16 protein-coding genes are annotated in these 18,906 nt (G+C 70.2%); 14 read left to right on the forward strand and 2 right to left on the reverse strand.

Annotation, left to right across the window (positions count from 1 at the left end):
* Both ACILQS_RS06520 and ACILQS_RS06525 read right to left on the reverse strand, forming a co-directional pair.
* A partial coding sequence (locus tag ACILQS_RS06520; protein WP_395639306.1) for an HhH-GPD-type base excision DNA repair protein occupies window positions 1-523 on the reverse strand: 523 nt, incomplete at its 3' end.
* Between the two features lie 128 nt (window positions 524-651).
* Window positions 652-1,917: an IMP dehydrogenase gene (locus tag ACILQS_RS06525; RefSeq protein WP_395639307.1), complete on the reverse strand. Its 1,266-nt coding sequence runs from the start codon at window positions 1,915-1,917 to the stop codon at window positions 652-654.
* An 87-nt stretch (window positions 1,918-2,004) separates the two neighbouring features.
* Here ACILQS_RS06525 and ACILQS_RS06530 point away from each other — a divergent pair, with 87 nt between their 5' ends.
* The 14 genes from ACILQS_RS06530 (at window position 2,005) to ACILQS_RS06595 (ending at window position 18,903) form a co-directional block, all read left to right on the forward strand.
* Window positions 2,005-3,300, forward strand: coding sequence for a beta strand repeat-containing protein (locus tag ACILQS_RS06530; protein WP_395639308.1), 1,296 nt, complete (start codon window positions 2,005-2,007; stop codon window positions 3,298-3,300).
* A 111-nt stretch (window positions 3,301-3,411) separates the two neighbouring features.
* The gene (locus ACILQS_RS06535; RefSeq protein ID WP_395639309.1) at window positions 3,412-7,212 is read left to right on the forward strand and encodes a multifunctional oxoglutarate decarboxylase/oxoglutarate dehydrogenase thiamine pyrophosphate-binding subunit/dihydrolipoyllysine-residue succinyltransferase subunit; all 3,801 of its coding nucleotides are present in this window, start codon (window positions 3,412-3,414) and stop codon (window positions 7,210-7,212) included.
* 392 nt (window positions 7,213-7,604) lie between these two features.
* The gene (locus tag ACILQS_RS06540; protein WP_395639310.1) at window positions 7,605-8,636 is read left to right on the forward strand and encodes an ABC transporter substrate-binding protein; all 1,032 of its coding nucleotides are present in this window, start codon (window positions 7,605-7,607) and stop codon (window positions 8,634-8,636) included.
* A gap of 33 nt (window positions 8,637-8,669) precedes the next feature.
* The gene (locus tag ACILQS_RS06545; protein ID WP_395639311.1) at window positions 8,670-9,401 is read left to right on the forward strand and encodes an amidohydrolase family protein; all 732 of its coding nucleotides are present in this window, start codon (window positions 8,670-8,672) and stop codon (window positions 9,399-9,401) included.
* Entirely contained in the window at window positions 9,398-10,195 is a 798-nt protein-coding gene (locus tag ACILQS_RS06550; protein ID WP_395639312.1) for an ABC transporter ATP-binding protein, read from the forward strand. The genes ACILQS_RS06545 and ACILQS_RS06550 overlap by 4 nt, the downstream gene beginning before the upstream one ends.
* Window positions 10,192-10,956: an ABC transporter permease gene (locus ACILQS_RS06555; protein ID WP_395639313.1), complete on the forward strand. Its 765-nt coding sequence runs from the start codon at window positions 10,192-10,194 to the stop codon at window positions 10,954-10,956. Before ACILQS_RS06550 ends, ACILQS_RS06555 begins: the two co-directional genes overlap by 4 nt.
* A complete protein-coding gene (locus ACILQS_RS06560; protein WP_395639314.1) occupies window positions 10,953-11,729 on the forward strand; it encodes an ABC transporter permease in 777 nt (258 codons plus the stop codon). The genes ACILQS_RS06555 and ACILQS_RS06560 overlap by 4 nt, the downstream gene beginning before the upstream one ends.
* On the forward strand, window positions 11,726-13,099 hold the full coding sequence (locus tag ACILQS_RS06565; RefSeq protein WP_395639315.1) for an amidohydrolase family protein: 1,374 nt from the start codon (window positions 11,726-11,728) through the stop codon (window positions 13,097-13,099). The genes ACILQS_RS06560 and ACILQS_RS06565 overlap by 4 nt, the downstream gene beginning before the upstream one ends.
* Window positions 13,096-13,953, forward strand: coding sequence for an SMP-30/gluconolactonase/LRE family protein (locus ACILQS_RS06570; RefSeq protein WP_395639316.1), 858 nt, complete (start codon window positions 13,096-13,098; stop codon window positions 13,951-13,953). The genes ACILQS_RS06565 and ACILQS_RS06570 overlap by 4 nt, the downstream gene beginning before the upstream one ends.
* Entirely contained in the window at window positions 13,953-15,725 is a 1,773-nt protein-coding gene (locus ACILQS_RS06575) for a gamma-glutamyltransferase family protein (protein ID WP_395639317.1), read from the forward strand. The genes ACILQS_RS06570 and ACILQS_RS06575 overlap by 1 nt, the downstream gene beginning before the upstream one ends.
* Entirely contained in the window at window positions 15,709-16,164 is a 456-nt protein-coding gene (locus ACILQS_RS06580) for a VOC family protein (RefSeq protein WP_395639318.1), read from the forward strand. Before ACILQS_RS06575 ends, ACILQS_RS06580 begins: the two co-directional genes overlap by 17 nt.
* A complete protein-coding gene (locus ACILQS_RS06585; RefSeq protein WP_395639319.1) occupies window positions 16,161-17,138 on the forward strand; it encodes a thiamine pyrophosphate-dependent dehydrogenase E1 component subunit alpha in 978 nt (325 codons plus the stop codon). Before ACILQS_RS06580 ends, ACILQS_RS06585 begins: the two co-directional genes overlap by 4 nt.
* The gene (locus tag ACILQS_RS06590; RefSeq protein WP_395639320.1) at window positions 17,135-18,154 is read left to right on the forward strand and encodes an alpha-ketoacid dehydrogenase subunit beta; all 1,020 of its coding nucleotides are present in this window, start codon (window positions 17,135-17,137) and stop codon (window positions 18,152-18,154) included. Before ACILQS_RS06585 ends, ACILQS_RS06590 begins: the two co-directional genes overlap by 4 nt.
* Entirely contained in the window at window positions 18,151-18,903 is a 753-nt protein-coding gene (locus ACILQS_RS06595; protein ID WP_395639321.1) for an SDR family NAD(P)-dependent oxidoreductase, read from the forward strand. Before ACILQS_RS06590 ends, ACILQS_RS06595 begins: the two co-directional genes overlap by 4 nt.
* The last annotated feature ends 3 nt before the right edge of the window (window positions 18,904-18,906 follow it).

Consider the following 18,906-nt stretch of genomic DNA (forward strand, 5'->3'; position numbering starts at 1 on the left):
TCGTGAGGGAGGAAGCATCCACGATATCGGCAACGGAGCGATGACTGCCCGGTTCGCCGTAGGAACCTGCGGCGGATTCCCAGCCCGCCGCCGTCAGCCCGTACTGCTTGCCGAGCAGCGCGACGAAGATCTTCGCCTTCTGTTCGCCGAACCCGGGAAGCGCCTTCAGGCGCTTGAGGATTGTCGCTCCGTCGGGGTCGCCGTCGGTCCAGATGCGTGCGGCGCTACCGCCCCAGTCGGCGACGATCGCGGCGCAGAGTGCCTGGGTGCGCTCCGCCATCGACCCGGGGAACCGGTGCACGGCGGGGGTCTGCTTGAACACTTCGGCGAACTTCTCGGGGTCGGCGTCCGCGATCGTCGCGGCGTCGAACGCGCCGAGCCGGTCCTTGATCTTCGCCGGACCCGCGAACGCGGTCTCCATCGGCACCTGCTGGTCCAGCAGCATCCCGATCAGCAGCGCTAGCGGCTCGTCCGACAGCAGCCGGTCGGCGACCTCGTCACCCGTGATGTGCAACTCAGGCATGCGCCGAGCTTAGGCACCCGTCAACGGGTTGAGTAGCGCCGCCGCAGGCGACGCGGATCGAAACCGGGAGTGCCGGCTCGAGGTTTCGATACACCGCCTTCGGCGGCCCTCAACCCGCGGGGTGGCGTTCACCAGGAGACGGGGAGCGCCTTTCCCTCTTCGTACCCGGCCGCCGACTGGATGCCGACGACGGCGCGCTCGTGGAACGCCGGCAGATCGGCGGCGCCCGCATAGGTGAACGACGACCGCACCCCCGCGGTGATCATGTCGAGGAGGTCCTCGAGCGAGGGGCGGAGCGGATCGAGGTAGATCTTCGACGACGAGATGCCTTCGGCGAACAGCTCCTTACGAGCCAGCTCGTAGGGGTCGAGCGTGCCGAACCGACCGTGGACGGCCTTGGTGGACGCCATCCCCCAGCTCTGCTTGTAGGCCCGGCCGTCGGCATCCGTCTCGATCTCACCGGGTGATTCGAGGGTGCCGGCGAACCAGGATCCGATCATGACGCTCGACGCCCCGGCGGCGAGGGCGAGGGCGACGTCGCGGGGGTAGCGCACCCCGCCATCGGCCCAGACGCGGGCGCCGAGTTCGCGCGCGGTCTCGGTCGTCTCGAGCACGGCGGAGAACTGCGGGCGACCGACCGCGGTCATCATGCGGGTCGTGCACATCGCCCCGGGTCCGACGCCGACCTTGAGGATGTCCGCCCCGGCCGACACGAGGTCGCGCGCGCCCTCGGGCGTCACGATGTTGCCGGCGACGATCGGCAGGCCGAGGTCGAGCTCGCGCACCGACTGGAGGGCGGCGAGCATCCCCTCCTGGTGGCCGTGCGCCGTGTCGATCACGAGCACGTCCACGCCGGCGTCGGCGAGCGCCCGGGCCTTGTCGACGATGCCGCGGCTGATGCCGAGAGCGGCGGCGACGCGCAGCCGCCCGGAGGCGTCGAGGGCGGGACGGTAGATCGTGCCGCGGAGCGCCTGGGTGCGGGTGACCGATCCGACGACCTCGCCTCCGCTCACGACGTCGGCGCGGTCGAGTCCGGCGGCCACGAGGGCGTCGAAGGCCGCGCGCGGGTCGGCGGCGTCGATCGTGCGCAGGGTGCCGTCGGCCGGAGCCCACGTGGTGGACTGCGCCTTCACCTCGGCGACGGCGGCGACGACCTCGTCGAGGGGCGGATCCTGCGGCAGCACGCCGAGACCGCCGCGACGGGCGAGAGTCGCGGCGAGCCGGGGGCCGGTGACCGAGTTCATGTTGGCCGACACGATCGGGATGCTCGCGCCGGTGCCGTCGTCGGGGGCGAGGTCGACATCCAGGCGACTGGTGACGCCGGAGCGGCTCGGCACGAGAAAGACGTCGGAGTAGGTGAGGTCGTGGGCGGGTCGTTCTGCGAGGAAGCGCATGTTCCGAGGGTACGGCGGACGCCGTCGAATCGTCGGTGATATGACTGCACATGTAGCATGAGTGCACTTATCTCGTGAGGATCCCCCATGTCGCCCCGCCACACCCTTCCCGTCGCCCTCGCAGCCCTCGCCCTCGCGCTCGGGTTCGCCGTCGTCCCCGCACTCCCGGCATCCGCCGATGTCGCGCAGTGCACCGACCTGGGCGGCGCGTGGGACGACCCGACGACGACGTGCACCGTCTCGACGGCGCAGAGCGTCGCGGGCGGCGACCTCACGGGCAACCTGGTGATCGCGGCGGGCGGATCGCTCACCAAGACCGGCGCCACCGGCAACGGGGTTTCCGGGACCATCACGGTCGCGGGCACCCTGACCATCAGCGCCGGCGACTACGGCGGGAGCACCACGATCGTCGGCGCCGGCACCCTCGACGTGCAGAGCGGCACGAACTACAGCGGCAGCGTCACCGTGAACGGCCCGACGGCGCAGTTCACGCTCGGCTTCGCGGGAGCCAGCGGCCCGGTCGTGGTCACCGACGGCACGTTCACGAACGGGGGAACCGTGTCGACCACCGTCACGAATGCGGACACCGTCGTCAACAACGGGTCGGTCGGCGGCGCGGTCGTCAACAACTCGGGCACGTTCACCAACACTCTCGGCACCCTCAACTCCGCGCTGACGATCAACGGCGGCTCGGTCGTCAACCCCGCCAACATCCTCGCCCCCGTCACCGTGAACGCCGGGTCGTTCAGCAACACCGCCGCGTTCGCCCAGGTCACCGGCCTCCTGACGGTTGCGGCCGGTGCCACGGCCACCAACGGGCCGGGCACCGTCGCCAGCGTGTCCAACGCGGGCACGTTCACGAACAACGCGGGCGGCACGAGTGGTGCGGTCACCAACACCGGCGCCGGGTCGCTCGTGAACGACGGCACCATCACGGGCGGCGTCACCCACTCGAGCACCGGCACGTTCACCGGCACCGGCACGACGACGCCCGCGTATCCGCAGACGGTGGCCTTCACCTCGACCGCGCCCGTGGCGCCGGCCGTCGCCAGCACCTATGCGGTGACCCTCTCCAGCTCGGCGGTCGGGACGACGCCGACCCTCACCGTGGCTCCGGTCGGCGTCTGCACGCTCACCGGCTCGACCGTGACCTTCGTCGCCAACGGCACGTGCACCGTCACGGCGGAGCGCAGCGCGACCGGCAACTTCGCCGCCGCATCCGTCTCCCAGGCGATCGCGGTCGGCCCGGTGGCCGGAGGCGGCTCCGCGAGGCTGCCCGCGACCGGCGTCGAGACCGGCTCCGCGCTTCTTCTCGGCTTCGGGGTCCTCGCTCTCGGCGGCGCCTTCCTGCTCATGCGCCGACTGCCGGCTGTGCGTTCCTGACGAGACCCTCTTTCGGGGCCCTCACAGGCTCGCTCGTGCGCCTAAGCTAGACCGGCAGCAAACGCCACCACACGTACCCAACTTCAACGCACGAGAGTGGGCGGTTCAACCGTGTCGAGCCCCGTGACCGGGATCACAGCAGACGACGAATTCGGCGCCAACGAGTGGCTCGTCGACGAGATGTACGAGCGATACCTCGCCGACAAGAACTCGGTCGACCAGAGCTGGTGGCCGGTGCTCGAGCAGCGCCGCTCCGGCGCTCCCGCGGAACCCTCCGCGGGCGAGGCCTCGGCGCCCCCGGCGCAGGCGACCCCGGTCGTCGCCGAGCCCGACTCCGCCGCGCAGGATCAGGCGGATGGCGGCGAAGCCCAGATCCCCGAGGACGTCACCGACAACGCGCCCACGGCGGCGATCCCCGTCGTGCAGGCGCCGGCGACCGGCAGCACCCCCGTCGCCCGCACCACCAACGCCCCGGCGAAGCCGCAGCCCATCCCGGCGCAGGCGCCGCAGGCCGCGCCCGCCGCCGAGTCGTCGGAGCAGGATGTCGTCACGCCGCTGAAGGGCATGCAGAAGACCCTCGCGACCAACATGGATGCGAGCCTCACGGTCCCGACGGCGACGAGCGTGCGCACCGTGCCCGCGAAGCTGATGATCGACAATCGCATCGTCATCAACAACCACCTCAAGCGCGCGCGCGGCGGCAAGGTCTCCTTCACGCACCTCATCGCCTGGGCGATGGTGCAGACGCTCAAGGAATTCCCGAGCCAGAACGTCTTCTACGACGAGATCGACGGCAAGCCCAGCATCGTCGTGCCCGCGCACGTCAACCTCGGCATCGCGATCGACCTCCCGAAGCCCGACGGCACCCGTTCGCTGCTCGTGCCCGCGATCAAGCGCGCCGACACGATGTCGTTCGCCGATTTCCTCGCCGCCTACGAAGACGTCGTCGCCCGCGCCCGCGGAAACAAGCTGACCGCCGACGACTTCAAGGGCACCACGATCTCGCTCACCAACCCGGGCGGCATCGGCACCGAGCACTCGGTCCCTCGTCTGATGAAGGGTGCCGGGTCGATCATCGGCGCCGGCGCGCTGGAGTACCCGGCGGCGTTCCAGGGCGCGAGCCAGAAGACCCTCGCCGAGCTCGGCATCGGCAAGACCATCACCCTGACGAGCACCTACGACCACCGCGTCATCCAGGGCGCCGGGTCGGGTGAGTTCCTCAAGAAGGTGCACGAGCTGCTGATCGGTGAGCGCGGCTTCTACGAAGACATCTTCGCCTCGCTGCGCATCCCCTACGACCCGATCCACTGGGCCGAGGACATCAACGTCGACCTCTCCGAGCGGGTCTCGAAGACGTCGCGGGTGCAGGAGCTCATCAACGCGTTCCGCGTGCGCGGCCACCTGATGGCCGACATCGACCCGCTCGAGTACGTGCAGCGCAGCCACCCCGACCTCGACATCGCCAGCCACGGCCTCACCTTCTGGGACCTCGACCGCGAGTTCGTGCTCGGCGGCTTCGCGGGCAAGCGCAGCGCCAAGCTGCGCGACGTGCTCGGCGTCCTGCGCGACTCGTACTGCCGCACCGTCGGCATCCAGTACATGCACATCCAGGACCCCGAGGAGCGCGCCTGGTTCCAGGAGCGCCTCGAGCGACCGTACGAGAAGCCGACGAAGGACGAGCAGCTGCGCATCCTCGGCAAGCTCAACGAGGCCGAGGCGTTCGAGACCTTCCTGCAGACCAAGTACGTCGGCCAGAAGCGCTTCAGCCTCGAAGGCGGCGAGTCGACCATCGCGCTGCTCGACGAGATCCTGCAGGGTGCCGCCGAGGCGGGGCTCGAAGAGGTCGCGATCGGCATGGCCCACCGCGGCCGGCTCAACGTGCTCACCAACATCGCCGGCAAGACCTACGGGCAGATCTTCCGTGAGTTCGAAGGCACGCAGGACCCGAAGACCGTCCAGGGCTCCGGCGACGTCAAGTACCACCTCGGCACGGAGGGCACCTTCACCGGCATGACCGGCAAGGAGGTCGCCGTCTACATCGCGGCGAACCCGTCGCACCTCGAAGCCGTCGACGGTGTTCTCGAGGGCATCGTGCGCGCGAAGCAGGACCGCACGGGCGACGGTTCCTACGGCGTCCTGCCGCTGCTCGTGCACGGCGACGCGTCGATGGCCGGCCAGGGCATCGTGATGGAGCAGCTGCAGATGTCGCAGCTGCGCGCCTACAAGACCGGCGGCACGGTGCACGTCGTGATCAACAATCAGGTCGGCTTCACCACCCCGCCCACCGAGGCCCGGTCGTCGGTGTACTCCTCCGACGTCGCCCTGACCATCCAGGCGCCCGTCTTCCACGTGAACGGCGACGACCCCGAAGCGGTCGTGCGAGTCGCGGAGCACGCCTTCGCCTACCGCCAGAAGTTCAAGAAGGATGTCGTCGTCGACCTCGTCTGCTACCGCCGACGCGGGCACAACGAGGGCGATGACCCGTCGATGACGCAGCCGCTCATGACGACCCTCATCGAGGCGAAGCGCAGCGTGCGCACCCTCTACACCGAGGCCCTCGTCGGCCGCGGCGACATCAGCCAGGAGGAGTTCGAGGCGGCGCACAAGGACTTCCAGGATCGCCTGGAACGCGCCTTCGCCGAGACCCACGCCGCGCAAACCGGCACAATCCCCGTCGTCTCCGCCGACGAGAACGCGGTCGCCGACCTCGAACGTCCCGACGCCCAGCAGGACGACGCGGCGGGCGAGCCGGCATCCACCGGCATCTCGCAAGCGCTCGTCGAGCAGATCGGCGATGCCCACGGCAACCTGCCCGACGGCTTCACGGTGCACCCCAAGCTGCGCCAACTGCTCAACAAGCGCACCGAGATGAGCCGCAACGGCCAGATCGACTGGGGCTTCGGCGAACTTCTCGCCCTCGGATCGGTGCTCGTCGAAGGCACCCCGGTGCGCTTCGTCGGACAGGACGCGCGACGCGGCACCTTCGTCTCGCGCCACGCCGTCTTCCACGACCGGGAGAACGGCCAGGAGTGGTTGCCGCTGGCGAACCTGTCCGACGGCCAGGCGAAGTTCTGGATCTACGACTCGCTGCTGTCGGAGTACGCCGCCCTCGGCTTCGAGTACGGCTACTCGGTCGAGCGTCCCGACGCGCTCGTGCTCTGGGAGGCTCAGTTCGGCGACTTCGTCGACGGCGCCCAGACGGTGATCGACACGTTCATCTCGAGCGCCGAGCAGAAGTGGGGCCAGCGCTCCTCCGTCGTGCTGCTGCTTCCGCACGGCTACGAGGGTCAGGGGCCCGACCACTCGTCGGCGCGCATCGAGCGCTTCCTGCAGCTCGCGTCGCAGGAGAACATGACCGTCGCGCGTCCCTCGACGCCCGCGTCGTACTTCCACCTGCTGCGCCGCCAGGCCTACGCCCGCCCGCGTCGCCCGCTCGTCGTCTTCACCCCGAAGTCGATGCTGCGCCTGCGGGGTGCGACCAGCGAGGTCGCCGACTTCACCCAGGGCAAGTTCGAGCCGGTACTCGACGACGCGCGCATCCAGGATGCCGCCGCCGTGAAGCGCGTGCTGCTGCACGCCGGCAAGATCCACTACGACCTCGTGGCCGAGCTGGAGAAGCGGGATGACGCGGGAGCGTTCGCGCTCGTGCGGCTCGAGCAGTACTACCCGCTGCCCGACGACGCCATCAACGCCGCGCTCGACCGCTACCCGAACGCCGACGTCGTCTGGGTGCAGGAGGAGCCGGAGAACCAGGGCGCCTGGCCGTTCATCAACTTCGAACTCGCCCGCCGCTTGCGCGGTCGCACGATCTCGGTCGTCTCGCGGTCGGCCTCCGCCGCGACCGCGACCGGATCGTCCAAGCGATCGGCAGCGGAGCAGACCGAGCTGCTGGAGCGGGCACTCAGCCTGTAGAGACGACCTCAGCAACGCCCGGACGCCCTCTCGCGAGAGCGTCCGGGCGTTGCCTGTTAAGGGCCCGACGACGGATGTGTCGCGCAGGTTACGAGACCGGGTCGCTGACATTTCGTTGCCCTCAAGGCCGTCGAAACGGGCGGAAAAGGCCATTTCACGCCTCCGACCCTCGGTGGAAACATCCCGGGAATTTACACTCCGTAGCCTCGGGTCCCACGAGACGAACCAGATTGTCGGTTGTGACTCCCCTCCCGGGAGTTTGAGCATCTGAACACGGGTCCTCCCGTGCACCTCCCCGCATCGTTGCGGCCCCGACTCCGGGGGTCCGATGCCGGAGTCGCCGGCCGCGCGGTCATCACCGCTCCACCGACCCCGAAACGGACACTCCCACCATGACGAAAACCGCTCCCCGCCGACGGCTCGCCGTCCTCGCTGCCGCGACCGCGGCGCTCGCGCTCGGGCTCTCCGCCTGCGCGACTGCCGCCGAACCGGAGGCCGAAGACCTGACCGCCGTCGACTACCAGCTCAGTTGGCTCAAGATCACCCAGTTCGGCGGATTCTTCGCCGGCGACGCCGAAGGCTTCTACGAGGAAGAGGGCATCGACCCGACGTTCACCTCCGGCGGCTCGAACATCCTCGCCTGGCAGCAGGTGACCTCCGGCGCCGCGCTCCTGGGCGACGAGGACAACACGCTCCTCCTCCAGGCGATCGAGAGCGGCGAGGACCTCGTCGCCATCGGCGCGGTGTTCCAGAAGTCGCCCATGGCGATCATGAGTCTCACCGACAACCCGATCACCTCGCCCGAAGACTTCGAGGGCAAGACGATCGCCTACCCCGACAACGGCATCGCGCAGTTCACCTCGGCGCTCGAAGCGCAGGGCGTCGACACCTCGACGGTCACGATCGTTCCGGCTGGAGCCGACCCGACGCAGCTGGTCACCGGCCAGGTCGACGGCTACGGCGGGTACGCGACCGCTCAGGGCGCCTCCCTCGAACTGCAGGGCCTCGAGGTCGACTACCTCTACCTCGACGACCTCGGTGTGCCGAGCTACGGCAACGTGATCGTCACGACGCGCGCCAACATCGAGGAGAACCGCGACCTGCTGATCGCGTTCCTCACGGCGAGCGCCAAGGGCTACGAGTGGATCAACGCCCACCCGGAGGAGGGCGCGGCGATCGTCGTCAACGACGTCAACTCGACCGGCGGGCTCGACCTGGCGACCGAGGAGGCGACGGCCCGCATCCAGGCCGACCTCATCGCCGGACCCACCGGAGTGCTGCGCATCGACGTCGAGAAGATGCAGCAGATCATCGACGCCCTCGTCGAGGCCGGCACCCTGACCGGTCCGCTGGACGCGGCCGACGTCGTCGACACGTCGCTCCTCGACGAGGTCTTCGGCGACTCCACCACCCTGCTGGACTGACCCGCACCCGATCGCACGAAAGGCGAGCACCCCATGATCATCGACGCGTACAACAACATCTGGAAGGCCTCCGGCACCTCCGACTACCTCACCGGGGAGTCGTTCACCGCCGAAGATCTCATCCCCTTCCTGGACGAGGCGGGCGTGGACATGGCCGTGGGGTGCTCGCTCGGGCAGGCGATCGACAACGACTACGTCGCCGACGTCGTCGCCCGGCATCCCGACCGCTTCATCGGCTTCGGCGGGGTCAACCCGCGACTGCCGGGAGCCGCGGAGACCATCCGCGACTGCGCGAAACTCGGACTCAAAGGCATCAAGCTGCATCCCACTCTCAACGGCTACCACTTCGCCGACCACGGGCTCCTCGATCCGATCTTCCGCACCGCGGGCGAGGAAGGGCTGCTCATCCTCGTCAACGCGCTCGACGACCCGTGGTGCGCGCCACTGTCGATCGAGGAGATCTCACGGAACTTCCCGGAGACCCCCGTTCTGATCGCGCACATGGGCACCGTGTGGAACACCACCGAGGCGCTGATCGTCTCGGAGCGCAACCCGCACATCTACCTGGAGACCTCCAGCACTCAGCTCCTCGAGGTGCAGACCGCCTACAAGCGCGTGGGGCCGGAGAAGATCGTCATGGGCACCGACTGGCCCGGCAGCGTCCCGGCTCTCGAGCGCGCGAAGATCGCCCGCGCCATCCCGAACGACGCCGACCGTGCGCTGATCGAAGGCGACAACCTCGCCAGACTGCTGGGGCTCGCGTGAGCACCGCGACAGCGCCGACCGTCGCCCTCGAGGGCGTCGGGATGGACTTCATGACGAAGACCGGCCCGTTCACCGCCCTCCGCGACATCTCGCTCTCGCTGGCGGCTGGCAGCTTCACGACGCTGCTCGGCCCGAGCGGCTGCGGCAAGTCGACTCTCCTGCGCATCATCGCCGACGTCCTCGAACCCACGAGCGGCACGGTCGATCTGTTCGGGATGACCGCGCGCCAAGCCCGCACGAGCGGCCTCTTCGGCTTCGTCTTCCAGGATCCGGTGCTGCTGCCGTGGCGGTCCGCTCTCGGCAATGTCGAGCTCCCGCTCGAGTCGCAGGGCGTCGGCCGGGCGGAGCGCCGCGAACGCGCGATGGCGGTGCTGCAACTCGTGGGCCTCGACGGCTTCGAGGGCAACCTCCCGTCGAAGCTCTCCGGCGGCATGGCGCGACGGGTCGCGATCGCCCGGGCTCTCGTCGTCGAGCCGAGCATCCTGTTCCTCGACGAACCCTTCAACGGACTCGACGAGCTCCGCCGCCGCCAGATGAACGTCGAACTGCAGCGCATCTGGAGTGCGACCGACACGACGGCCGTGCTCGTCACTCACGACGTGGCCGAGGCTGTGTTCCTCTCCGACACCGTCGTCGTGATGGGCCGCAACCCGGGGCACGTGATCACTCGTCACGAGATCGACCTGCCGCGTCCCCGTCTGCTCGACGAGGCCCTCTCCCCTGCGTTCATCGCGCACGAGCGTGCTCTCACCGAGCTGCTGGCTGGCGAGACCCGGAACGCCGTCGACGAATGAGAGCCCTCCCCCGTCCCGTCGTCCCGGCGATCGCTTTCGCGCTGCTCCTCGCCGCGTGGCAGGCCGCCGGGGTCGCCCTCGCCGCGCCCGGCGCGGTCGTCGTCCCGCCGACCCGGATCCTCGAGACCCTTGCTCAGCGCTGGTACGCGCTGCTGGTCAACGCCGGGGTCACGCTCACCGAAGCCGGGCTCGGCTTCCTGATCGGCGCCGCCGCCGCCATCGTGCTGGCGATCGTCGTCGACCGGTTCCGAGTTGTCGGTGAGGGACTCTACCGGCTCGCCCTCGTGCTCTACGCGATCCCGGTGATCGCGATCGCCGCGCCGCTCACCGCCACCCTCGGGCTGGGGCTCGAGAGCAAGATCGCCGTCGCGGCGCTCTCGGCCTACTTCCCGGTTCTCGTGAACCTCACCGGAGCGCTGCGCACCCTCGATCCTCGGATCGAGGAACTCGGCCGGGTGCTTGCGATGCCGTATCCGCGGCGCCTGACGAGCCTGCGCGCGCCGGCCGTCATCCCCGCGGTGTTCTCGGCGTTCCGTATCGCCGGGCCGGCCGCGTTCATCGGCTCGATCATCGCCGAATGGATGGGCGCCGAGAACGGCCTGGGCGTGATGCTCATCCAGGCGATGTTCACCTTCAACGTGCCGATGCTGTGGACGGTGCTCGTGGTGGCGACATCGATCAACGGGCTCATCGTGCTCGCCTTCGGTCTGCTCGGCCGGGTCGCGGCGCCGTGGCACGATTCGTCGAAGGATGCCGCATGAGCGGCACGGCGCCCCTCCGACGCCGGGCCGGAGCCCCGCCGGCGTGGCTCGCGACCTCCGTCGTCGTGGTGATCGTGTTCGCGATCTGGCAGGCGGCGACGGCTCTGCTGGGAGTCTCGGCGAACGTGCTTCCCGATCCGCTGCGAATCGCCACGACGGCCGACTGGGCGCTCGTCCTGGGCGCCGCCACCACCACGGCGCTGTCGACGGTCGCGGGCTTCGTCGTCGGCAACGCTGTCGGCTTCGCGCTCGCGATCCTGGTCTGCGCGTCGCGCACGGTCTCCGACATCGTCTACCCGATCGCGGTCGTCATCCGGGCGATCCCGATCGTCGCTCTCGCGCCGTTCATCACGCTCGCCTTCGGCCGCGGCCCCGGTGCGACGATCGTCGTCGCCGCGCTCATCGTCTTCTTCCCCACCCTCGTCAACGTGATCCTCGGGCTGCGATCGGTGCCGACCGAGTCGCTCGAGTTGCTCCGGGTGATGAACGCATCGACCGTGTTCGGCTACGTGGCGGTAAGGATCCCGTACGCCCTCCCCGCGTTCGCATCCGCCCTCAAGATCTCGGCGCCGAACGCGGTGCTCGGGGTGATGACCGCGGAATGGATCATCGGAGGTACGGGGCTCGGACGCCTCGTCGTGCAGTCCTGGTTGGGTCTGGACCTCGCGACGATGTGGGCAGCGGTGCTCGTCTCGGCTCTCGTGGCCTCGCTGCTGTTCAGCCTCGTGAACCTCGCGGAGCGCCTGCTGCTCGGCTGGGCGGTGCGCACATGAGCCCCAGCACCCTGCGCGCGCGCAAGCTGTTGGCCGCCGCGGACACGAGCCCTCTCGACGACGTCGCGGTGGTCGTGCGCGACGGCGTGGTCTCCGAGGTGAGGCCGTGGCGGGAAGCCGAGATCGTCGGCGAGGTCGTCGAGGTCGACGGCTTGCTCGCGCCCGGTTTCGTCGACGCTCACTCGCACCTGCGCGGGCTGCCCCTGCCGGAGCACGGACTCCCGCCGCGCGCCTTCGAGGCGTGGATCTGCTCGCTCGCCGCCGCCACCGAGCTGGATGCCGACGACGAAGCGCTTGTCGCGACGACCGAGCTGCTGCAGACCGGTGTCGTCGCGGTGCAGGGCTTCGTCGACGTCGGCGCGGGCGACGATCCTCTCGTCTCCGCCCGGGCCGCCCTGAGCGGGGTCGCGCGCAGCGGCATCCGTGCCCTCGTCGTGCTCGGCTTCGCCGACCGCGCTCTGCGCACCCCGGAGCCGCCAGAGGGCGACTGGTCGCGGGTCCCGCCCGCCGCCGCCGCGATGGCCGCGGATCGGATTCCCCGTGTCGCCCGGGACTGGCTCGCGACGGCGACCCCGGCACGTGTCGCTCTCGGGATCGGACCCGTCGGCGGCCAGTGGTCGAGCGATGAGCTTCTCGCGGCCGTCGCCGTGATCGACGGCGTGCGGCGCCACACTCACCTGCACGAGAGCCGCCTGCACCGCGGCTGGCTCGCCGGTCAGCCGAGCCCGCTCGACAGACTCGACGCCGCGGGACTCCTCGACGGGCTGCTCTCCGGAGCCCACGCCGTGCATCTGACCGACGCCGAGCTGGACCGGCTGGCTGCGGCGGGCACAGCCCTCGTGCACTGCCCGACCTCGAACCGAGCACTGCGCGTCGGCACCGCCGATGTGCGCGGCTGGCTCGACCGCGGCATCCCCGCCGGCCTCGGGCTGGACAGCCAGAACACGGCCGCTCCCGACCTCTTCGAGACGCTGCGCGATGCCCGCGCGATCTCCGCCGACGCGGGACGACCTCTCGACGCCACGGAGGTGCTCGCCCTCGCGACCACCGGCGGGGCACGAGCTCTCGGGATCGCGGGGGGTGGACGGATCGCGCCGGGATCCCCCGCGGATCTTGTGGAACTGGTGCTGCCGACGTCAGCGTCGGATGCCGAAGCAATCGTCGAAACGGGCAGCCCGAGGGCGGTGCGCCGCGTGTGGGTGTCGGGCGAGGAGGTCGTCACCGACGGCCGGAGCCTCGCCGACCCCACGGCGGCACGGCGGCGACTGCGGGAGCGACTCGACGCCGACCGGGTCGCGCGCGACGCGCGGCGGGAGCGGCTCGCCCCGATCCTCGACCTCGTCGACGGACTCGCGGAGGCCCGGGCATGATCGGCGCGACACTCGCCGCCCCGGGCCGCGCCCTCCTCGGTGAGGCGCCGCGCGTGGTGGCTCTGGGCGGTCGGGCGACCCTGCACTTCGCGGATCTGCTCGCCGGCACCATCCACCGTCTCGACGGGACGGCGACGTCGGTCGCCGCCGAGTTCCCGGGTGAGACGGTGAGCGCGCTCATCCCGCTGGGCGACGGCCGCGTCGCGATCGCGCTGCATCGCTCCCTGGCGATCCTCGACGCTCGTGGCTCTCGGGAACGCACTCTCGCGCTCGACCTGCCGCCCGGAATGCGCCTGTCGGACGGAACCGCCGGACCGTCCGGTCACCTCTGGCTCGGCGTCGTCAGCGCTGACGATGAACCGCGCCCGGGGCTGCTGCTGCGGATCGGCGTCGACGGCGTCCGGGTCGCCCGCGAACCCGTTGGCTTCGCCAACGGACTCGGCTTCACCTCCGACGGCACGCGTCTGCTGTTCATCGACAGCGCCGCCGGGACCCTGAGCGCGATCGCCCACAACCCCGCGACCGGCGAACTCGGCGACGCGGAGGTGCTGCTGCGCTGGACCGGGGAGGGCGCCCTCGACGGTTTGTACATCGACGCCCAGGACCGTGCCTGGATCGCCCTCTTCGGCGGTGGCCGGGTCATCGCCGTCGACCCGTCGGGAACCATCGTCGACGAGGTTTCCGTGCCGGCGCTCCGCGTCGCCAGCTGCGCCGTCGATGGCGACACCCTCTACATCACGACGGCGCGCATCGATGCGCCGGATGACGAACTCGAGGCGTACCCGCTCTCGGGTTCCTTGTTCCGCGCCGAGCAGGCTGTCTCGGGCGGACCGATTTGGGAAGGACAGCTCTGATGACGATTGATACCGGCCTCAGCACACGATCCGGCGCTCCGCTGCCGCGCGGCTCGGGGATGGGCGGCGGCATCGTGTCCGGCGTCTTCGACCAGGCCGACGCGATGCGCCCGACGATCTATGGCGAGCGCTGGGCGATCGTCGGCGGCCACCCGTTGGTGAGCGAAGTCGGTGCCGAGATCCTGCGGCGCGGCGGAAACGCGGTGGATGCGGGCGTCGCCGCCGGCTTCGCCTCCAACGTCGTGCAGGTGGAGATGTGCAACCTCGGTGGCATCGCCCCGATCCTGGTGCGCGAAGCCGGCTCCCGCGAGGTGCAGTCGATCGCCGGGGTGGGGACGTGGGGGGCGCGTGCCTCGTTGGCCGAGATCGTCGAGAACCACGGCGGCCGGCTACCGCTCGGCGGGGTGCCCTCGATCGTCCCGGGCGCTGTCTCCGGCTGGCTCACCGCGCTGGCGCGCTTCGGCACGATGGGCCTGCCCGAGATCATCGCTCCGGCGATCGAACTCGCGGCCGACGGATTCCTGCTCGACCCGCGCACCGCATCGCATCTGGCGAAGATGGGGTCGGGCTTCGACCGCTGGGAGAGCTCGCGCGAGATCTACCGCCCCGGCGGCATCCCGCTGCGGGGCGGGGACCGTCTCAAGCAGCCCGCGCTCGCCGCGACCCTGCGCCGGCTCTCGGACGCAGCCGTCGAGGCGAGCGCGAACGGCACCGCACGCCTCGACGGGATCGAGGCCGCCCACGCGCTCTTCTACACGGGAGACATAGCTCACACGATCAGCGCTTTCGTCACCGAGCGCGGCGGCTACCTCGATCCCGAGGATCTCGCCGGGTTCCGCGCCGACGTCGCGCCGGCCCCCGCCATCGGGTTCGGGCGCTGGCAGGTGCACGTCACCCCGACCTGGTCCCAGGGGCCCGTGGTCGCCCAGGCGCTCGGCATCCTCGAACGGCGAGGAATCCGGCACCTCGAGGCGGGCTCCGTGGCATGGGCGCACGAGGTGATCGAGGCGCTCAAGCTCGCCTTCAGCGAGCGTGAGCGGGCCTATGGCGATCCCCGGTTCGCCGCCGAGACCGCCGAGCAGCTGCTCGCCGACACCCACCTGACCGCTCTCGCCGCGCGCGTGCAGGAGAACGCTCTGCCGAACCTCCCCACCATGCCGCCCGCGGGGCCCGCGCTACCCTCGACGACCGCCATCGTCGTCGTCGACGCGAGCGGTACCGCGTTCTCCTGCTCGCCGAGCGACACCATCGACGGCGCGCCCGTCATCCCAGAGCTCGGCATCATCTGCTCGCCGCGCGGCGTGCAGAGCCGATTGGTCCCGGGTCATCCGAATCAGCTGCGGCCGGGCGGGCGTCCTTGCGTCACCCCGGCTGCGGTGATCGCCCTCGCCGCCGACGACGACATCTGGGCCGCCGCGTGCCCCGGCGGCGACGTCATCGTGCAGGCGATCGTGCAGGCGATGATCCACTACGACGTGCACGGCCGTTCACCGCAGGCCGCGGTTGAAGCGCCCCGGTTGTTCGGGTCGAGCTACCCGGGCGGGTTCCACCCGCACCCGGTCGGCAACTCTCTCGTCTTCGTCGAAGCCGGCATCGGCGAGGAGGTCGCACGGGGCCTCGAGCGCCGCGGTCACGAGATCGTCGACTGGCCGGCGAACGAGTTCGACGCCGGGAGCGTGCAGACGATCGTCTCCACTCGCGCCCCCTCCGGCGGGCGCCTTCTCGCCGCCGGCGCCGACTCCCGGAGGACCGCATATGCCCACGCCCGCTGAGCACGGCACCGCCCATGCCTGGTCCTGGCACCACGCCGGACTCGTCGTCGACGACCTCGACCGCGCAACCCAGTTCTACCGCGAGGCTCTCGGCTTCGAAATCGAGTTCCTGGTCCGTGACATGGACGACCAGTTCCAGCGCACCGTCGGCGTACCGGGAGTCGTCTGCGATCTCGCCCAGCTGATCGCCCCGAGCAGCGCGACCCGGGTGGAGCTGATCGAAGTCCGCGGGGTGCCCGAAGGACTCGACCCGCGACTGCCCGTCCACGTCGGCGTCGGGCACGGCGCCTACCAGGTGCGGGACCTCGAGGCCTCAATCGCCGGGCTCGTCGCGAGCGGCGGCGCGCAACTCGGCGAGATCGTCCAGTTCGCCGAGGGTCGCGCTGTCTATTGCTGGAGCGCCGCCGGGACCGTCGTCGAACTGGAGGAAGCGGAATGAATCCCCAGGTCTGGCGTGACCGCTACCGCCTCATGGTGCTCATGCGGCGCTTCGAGGAGGCGTGCCTGACCGGGGTCGCCTCGAAGGAGATCCACGGCGAGCTGCACACCGCGTTCGGTCAGGAGGCGATCGCCGTCGCCCTCGCAGAGCACGTGCGCGACGATGACGCGCTCACGAGCACCCACCGCAATCATCTGCACGCGATCGCCAAGCGCATCCCGCTGCATCCCCTGATGGCCGAGATCTTCGAGAAGGAGACGGGGCTGTGCGGTGGATTCGGCGGGCACATGCACCTCTTCGACCGCGAACGGCGATTCAGCACCACCGGCATCGTCGGTGCTTCGCTGCCCGTAGCGCTCGGCCACGCCTACGCCTCACGGCTGCGGGGCGACGACGCCGTCGCCGTCGCCGTGATCGGTGACGGCTCGGTGAACACCGGCGGGTTCCACGAGTCGATGAACCTCGCAAGCGTGCTCGGCGTCGGACTCGTCGTGATCATCGAGAACAACGAATGGGCGATTTCCGTGCCGTTCTCCGCCGCGAGTTCGACACCGACCCTCGCCGAGCGCGCGGGCGGCTACGCGCTGTCCGGCGAGAGGGTCGATGGCCTCGACGTCGAGGCGACGTCGGCGGCGATCGGGCGGGCCTTCGCGCACGCCCGCGCCGGACGCCCGGCGATCGTCGAAGCGATGTGCTACCGGTTCCGCGGTCATTACGAGGGCGACCTCGATCTCTACCGCGACGCCGCCGAAAAGGCTGAGCGCACGGCCACGCAAGACCCGCTGGTGATCACGCGGCAGCGACTCGACGGGGTGCTCGATGGCGCCGAGCTCGACGAGCTGGAACGTTCGGCGACGGCCGAGATCAACGAGCTCGTCGCCGCTGTGCGCCGCGAATCCCAGCCCGACCGCGGGATCGCCCGCAATCACGTCTTCGTCTCCGGGCTCGTCGCCCAGCAAGGAGTGTTCTCATGACCACGACGACGTCGCCGGTGCGCAACATCAACATCTCGCAGGCCGTCGCCGAAGGGCTGCGGCTCGCGATGGAGGCCGACGAGCGTGTGCTGGTGATCGGTGAGGACGTCGCGACACAGGGCGGGGTCTTCGGCTCGACCCGCGGACTGCTCAAAGCGTTCGGCCCGGAGCGCGTGCTCGACACCCCGATCTCCGAAATGGCATTCACCGGGATGGCGGTGGGCCTCGCCATGGATGGCTACCGCCCCGTCGTGGAGATCATGTTCGTCGATTTCGTCGGAGTCTGCCTCGAGCAGATCTACAACGCGATCGCCAAGATCCCGTACATGACCGGCGGCCGCGTGCCGATGCCGGTCGTGATCAAGACGGCCGGCGGCAGCATCGGCGCCGCCGCACAGCACTCCCAGACTCTCTGGGGACTGTTCGGTCACCTGCCCGGACTCCGGGTCGTCGCACCCTCGAACCCCTACGACGCGAAAGGAATGATGGCCGCGGCGATCGCGAGCGACGACCCGGTCGTGTTCATCGAGCACAAGGGCCTGCTGCTCGAGCGCGCCCAGGACTTCACCTTCGGCGCCGACGTCCCGCGTGAGGCGTATCTCGTGCCGCTCGACGCGGCCGCGATCGTGCGCCCAGGTGCGGATCTCACCCTGGTGACCCTCAGCGGCTCGGTGCGGCACGCCGTGACGGCCGCCGATGCCGCCGCCCTGCGCGGGATCGACGTGGAGGTGATCGACCTGCGCAGCGTCGTGCCGATCGACTGGGACACGGTGTGCGCATCGCTGCGTCGCACCCGGGCTCTGCTGGTCGTCGACGAAGACTATCTGGGCTACGGGTTGAGTGGGGAGCTCATCGCGGGCGCGATCGAGCGCCTCGGACCGCGAGCCATCGACCACGTGGCCCGACACGGCAATCCCGGGGTTCCGGTGCCCGCCGCGCTCAGCCTCGAAAAGGCGATCGTGCCGGGTGTGGACTCGATCCTGGCGGCCATCCTCTCCTGCGAGGCGGCGCGATGAGCGCGCGGCATGTCGTCGTCGTCGGTGGGGCCGGCGCGATCGGCGCGGTCGTCGCGACGGTTCTCGCCGAGCAGGGCATGCAGGTGACGGTCGCCGACCGCGCCGACGCCTCCGAGGTGGTGCGCGGGCTGCCCGGGCGCGGGCACGTGAGCATCCCGTTCGACGTCACGTCGATCGACGACGCGCTCGCCTGGTTCGGCCCTGAGCCGCGTGCGGGACGCTACGACGCGCTCGTCTTCGCGGCCGGGGTGAACTACACCGGACCGGTGGCGACGACCGACTGGACCCAGTGGAAACGCGTGCTCGACGTCAACCTCCGCGGGGCGGCCCATGTCGGACAGGCGGTGTCACGCAACCTGGCCGCGGACCCGCGCGAGTGCAGCATCGTGTACTTCTCATCGACTGCGGGACGACGTGGCGAGGGCGGTGCGAGCGTGTACGCGGCATCGAAGTTCGGCCTGATCGGGTTCATGGAGTGTCATGCCTCGGAGATCGCGCGGTATGGCGCCCGGGCCAACGCGGTCTGCCCGGGCAACATCGACTCCCCCATGCTGCGCGCCCTCGCGCAACAGGTCGGCGAGCGCACCGGGCAGGGGACCGAGGCGACGCTCGCGGAGTTTGCCGGATCGACGGCGTTCGACCGGCTCATCGCCATCCGCGAGGTCGCCCAAGTCGTGGCGTTCCTTGCCGGTCCCGCATCGACGGGCATGAGCGGGCAGTCGGTTGTGATCGACGGGCCGCCCCGATGAGCC

The organism is Pseudolysinimonas sp., assembly GCF_044239695.1.
GTDB lineage: Bacteria > Actinomycetota > Actinomycetes > Actinomycetales > Microbacteriaceae > Pseudolysinimonas_A.

Excerpts from the sequence above, each read along its gene's own strand:
- ACILQS_RS06525 (WP_395639307.1), bottom strand. The coding sequence starts at position 1,917 with ATGCGCTTCCTCGCAGAACGACCCGCCCACGACCTCACCTACTCCGAC.
- ACILQS_RS06530 (WP_395639308.1), top strand. The coding sequence starts at position 2,005 with ATGTCGCCCCGCCACACCCTTCCCGTCGCCCTCGCAGCCCTCGCCCTC.
- ACILQS_RS06540 (WP_395639310.1), top strand. The coding sequence starts at position 7,605 with ATGACGAAAACCGCTCCCCGCCGACGGCTCGCCGTCCTCGCTGCCGCG.
- ACILQS_RS06545 (WP_395639311.1), top strand. The coding sequence starts at position 8,670 with ATGATCATCGACGCGTACAACAACATCTGGAAGGCCTCCGGCACCTCC.
- ACILQS_RS06555 (WP_395639313.1), top strand. The coding sequence starts at position 10,192 with ATGAGAGCCCTCCCCCGTCCCGTCGTCCCGGCGATCGCTTTCGCGCTG.
- ACILQS_RS06560 (WP_395639314.1), top strand. The coding sequence starts at position 10,953 with ATGAGCGGCACGGCGCCCCTCCGACGCCGGGCCGGAGCCCCGCCGGCG.
- ACILQS_RS06565 (WP_395639315.1), top strand. The coding sequence starts at position 11,726 with ATGAGCCCCAGCACCCTGCGCGCGCGCAAGCTGTTGGCCGCCGCGGAC.
- ACILQS_RS06570 (WP_395639316.1), top strand. The coding sequence starts at position 13,096 with ATGATCGGCGCGACACTCGCCGCCCCGGGCCGCGCCCTCCTCGGTGAG.
- ACILQS_RS06575 (WP_395639317.1), top strand. The coding sequence starts at position 13,953 with ATGACGATTGATACCGGCCTCAGCACACGATCCGGCGCTCCGCTGCCG.
- ACILQS_RS06580 (WP_395639318.1), top strand. The coding sequence starts at position 15,709 with ATGCCCACGCCCGCTGAGCACGGCACCGCCCATGCCTGGTCCTGGCAC.
- ACILQS_RS06585 (WP_395639319.1), top strand. The coding sequence starts at position 16,161 with ATGAATCCCCAGGTCTGGCGTGACCGCTACCGCCTCATGGTGCTCATG.
- ACILQS_RS06590 (WP_395639320.1), top strand. The coding sequence starts at position 17,135 with ATGACCACGACGACGTCGCCGGTGCGCAACATCAACATCTCGCAGGCC.
- ACILQS_RS06595 (WP_395639321.1), top strand. The coding sequence starts at position 18,151 with ATGAGCGCGCGGCATGTCGTCGTCGTCGGTGGGGCCGGCGCGATCGGC.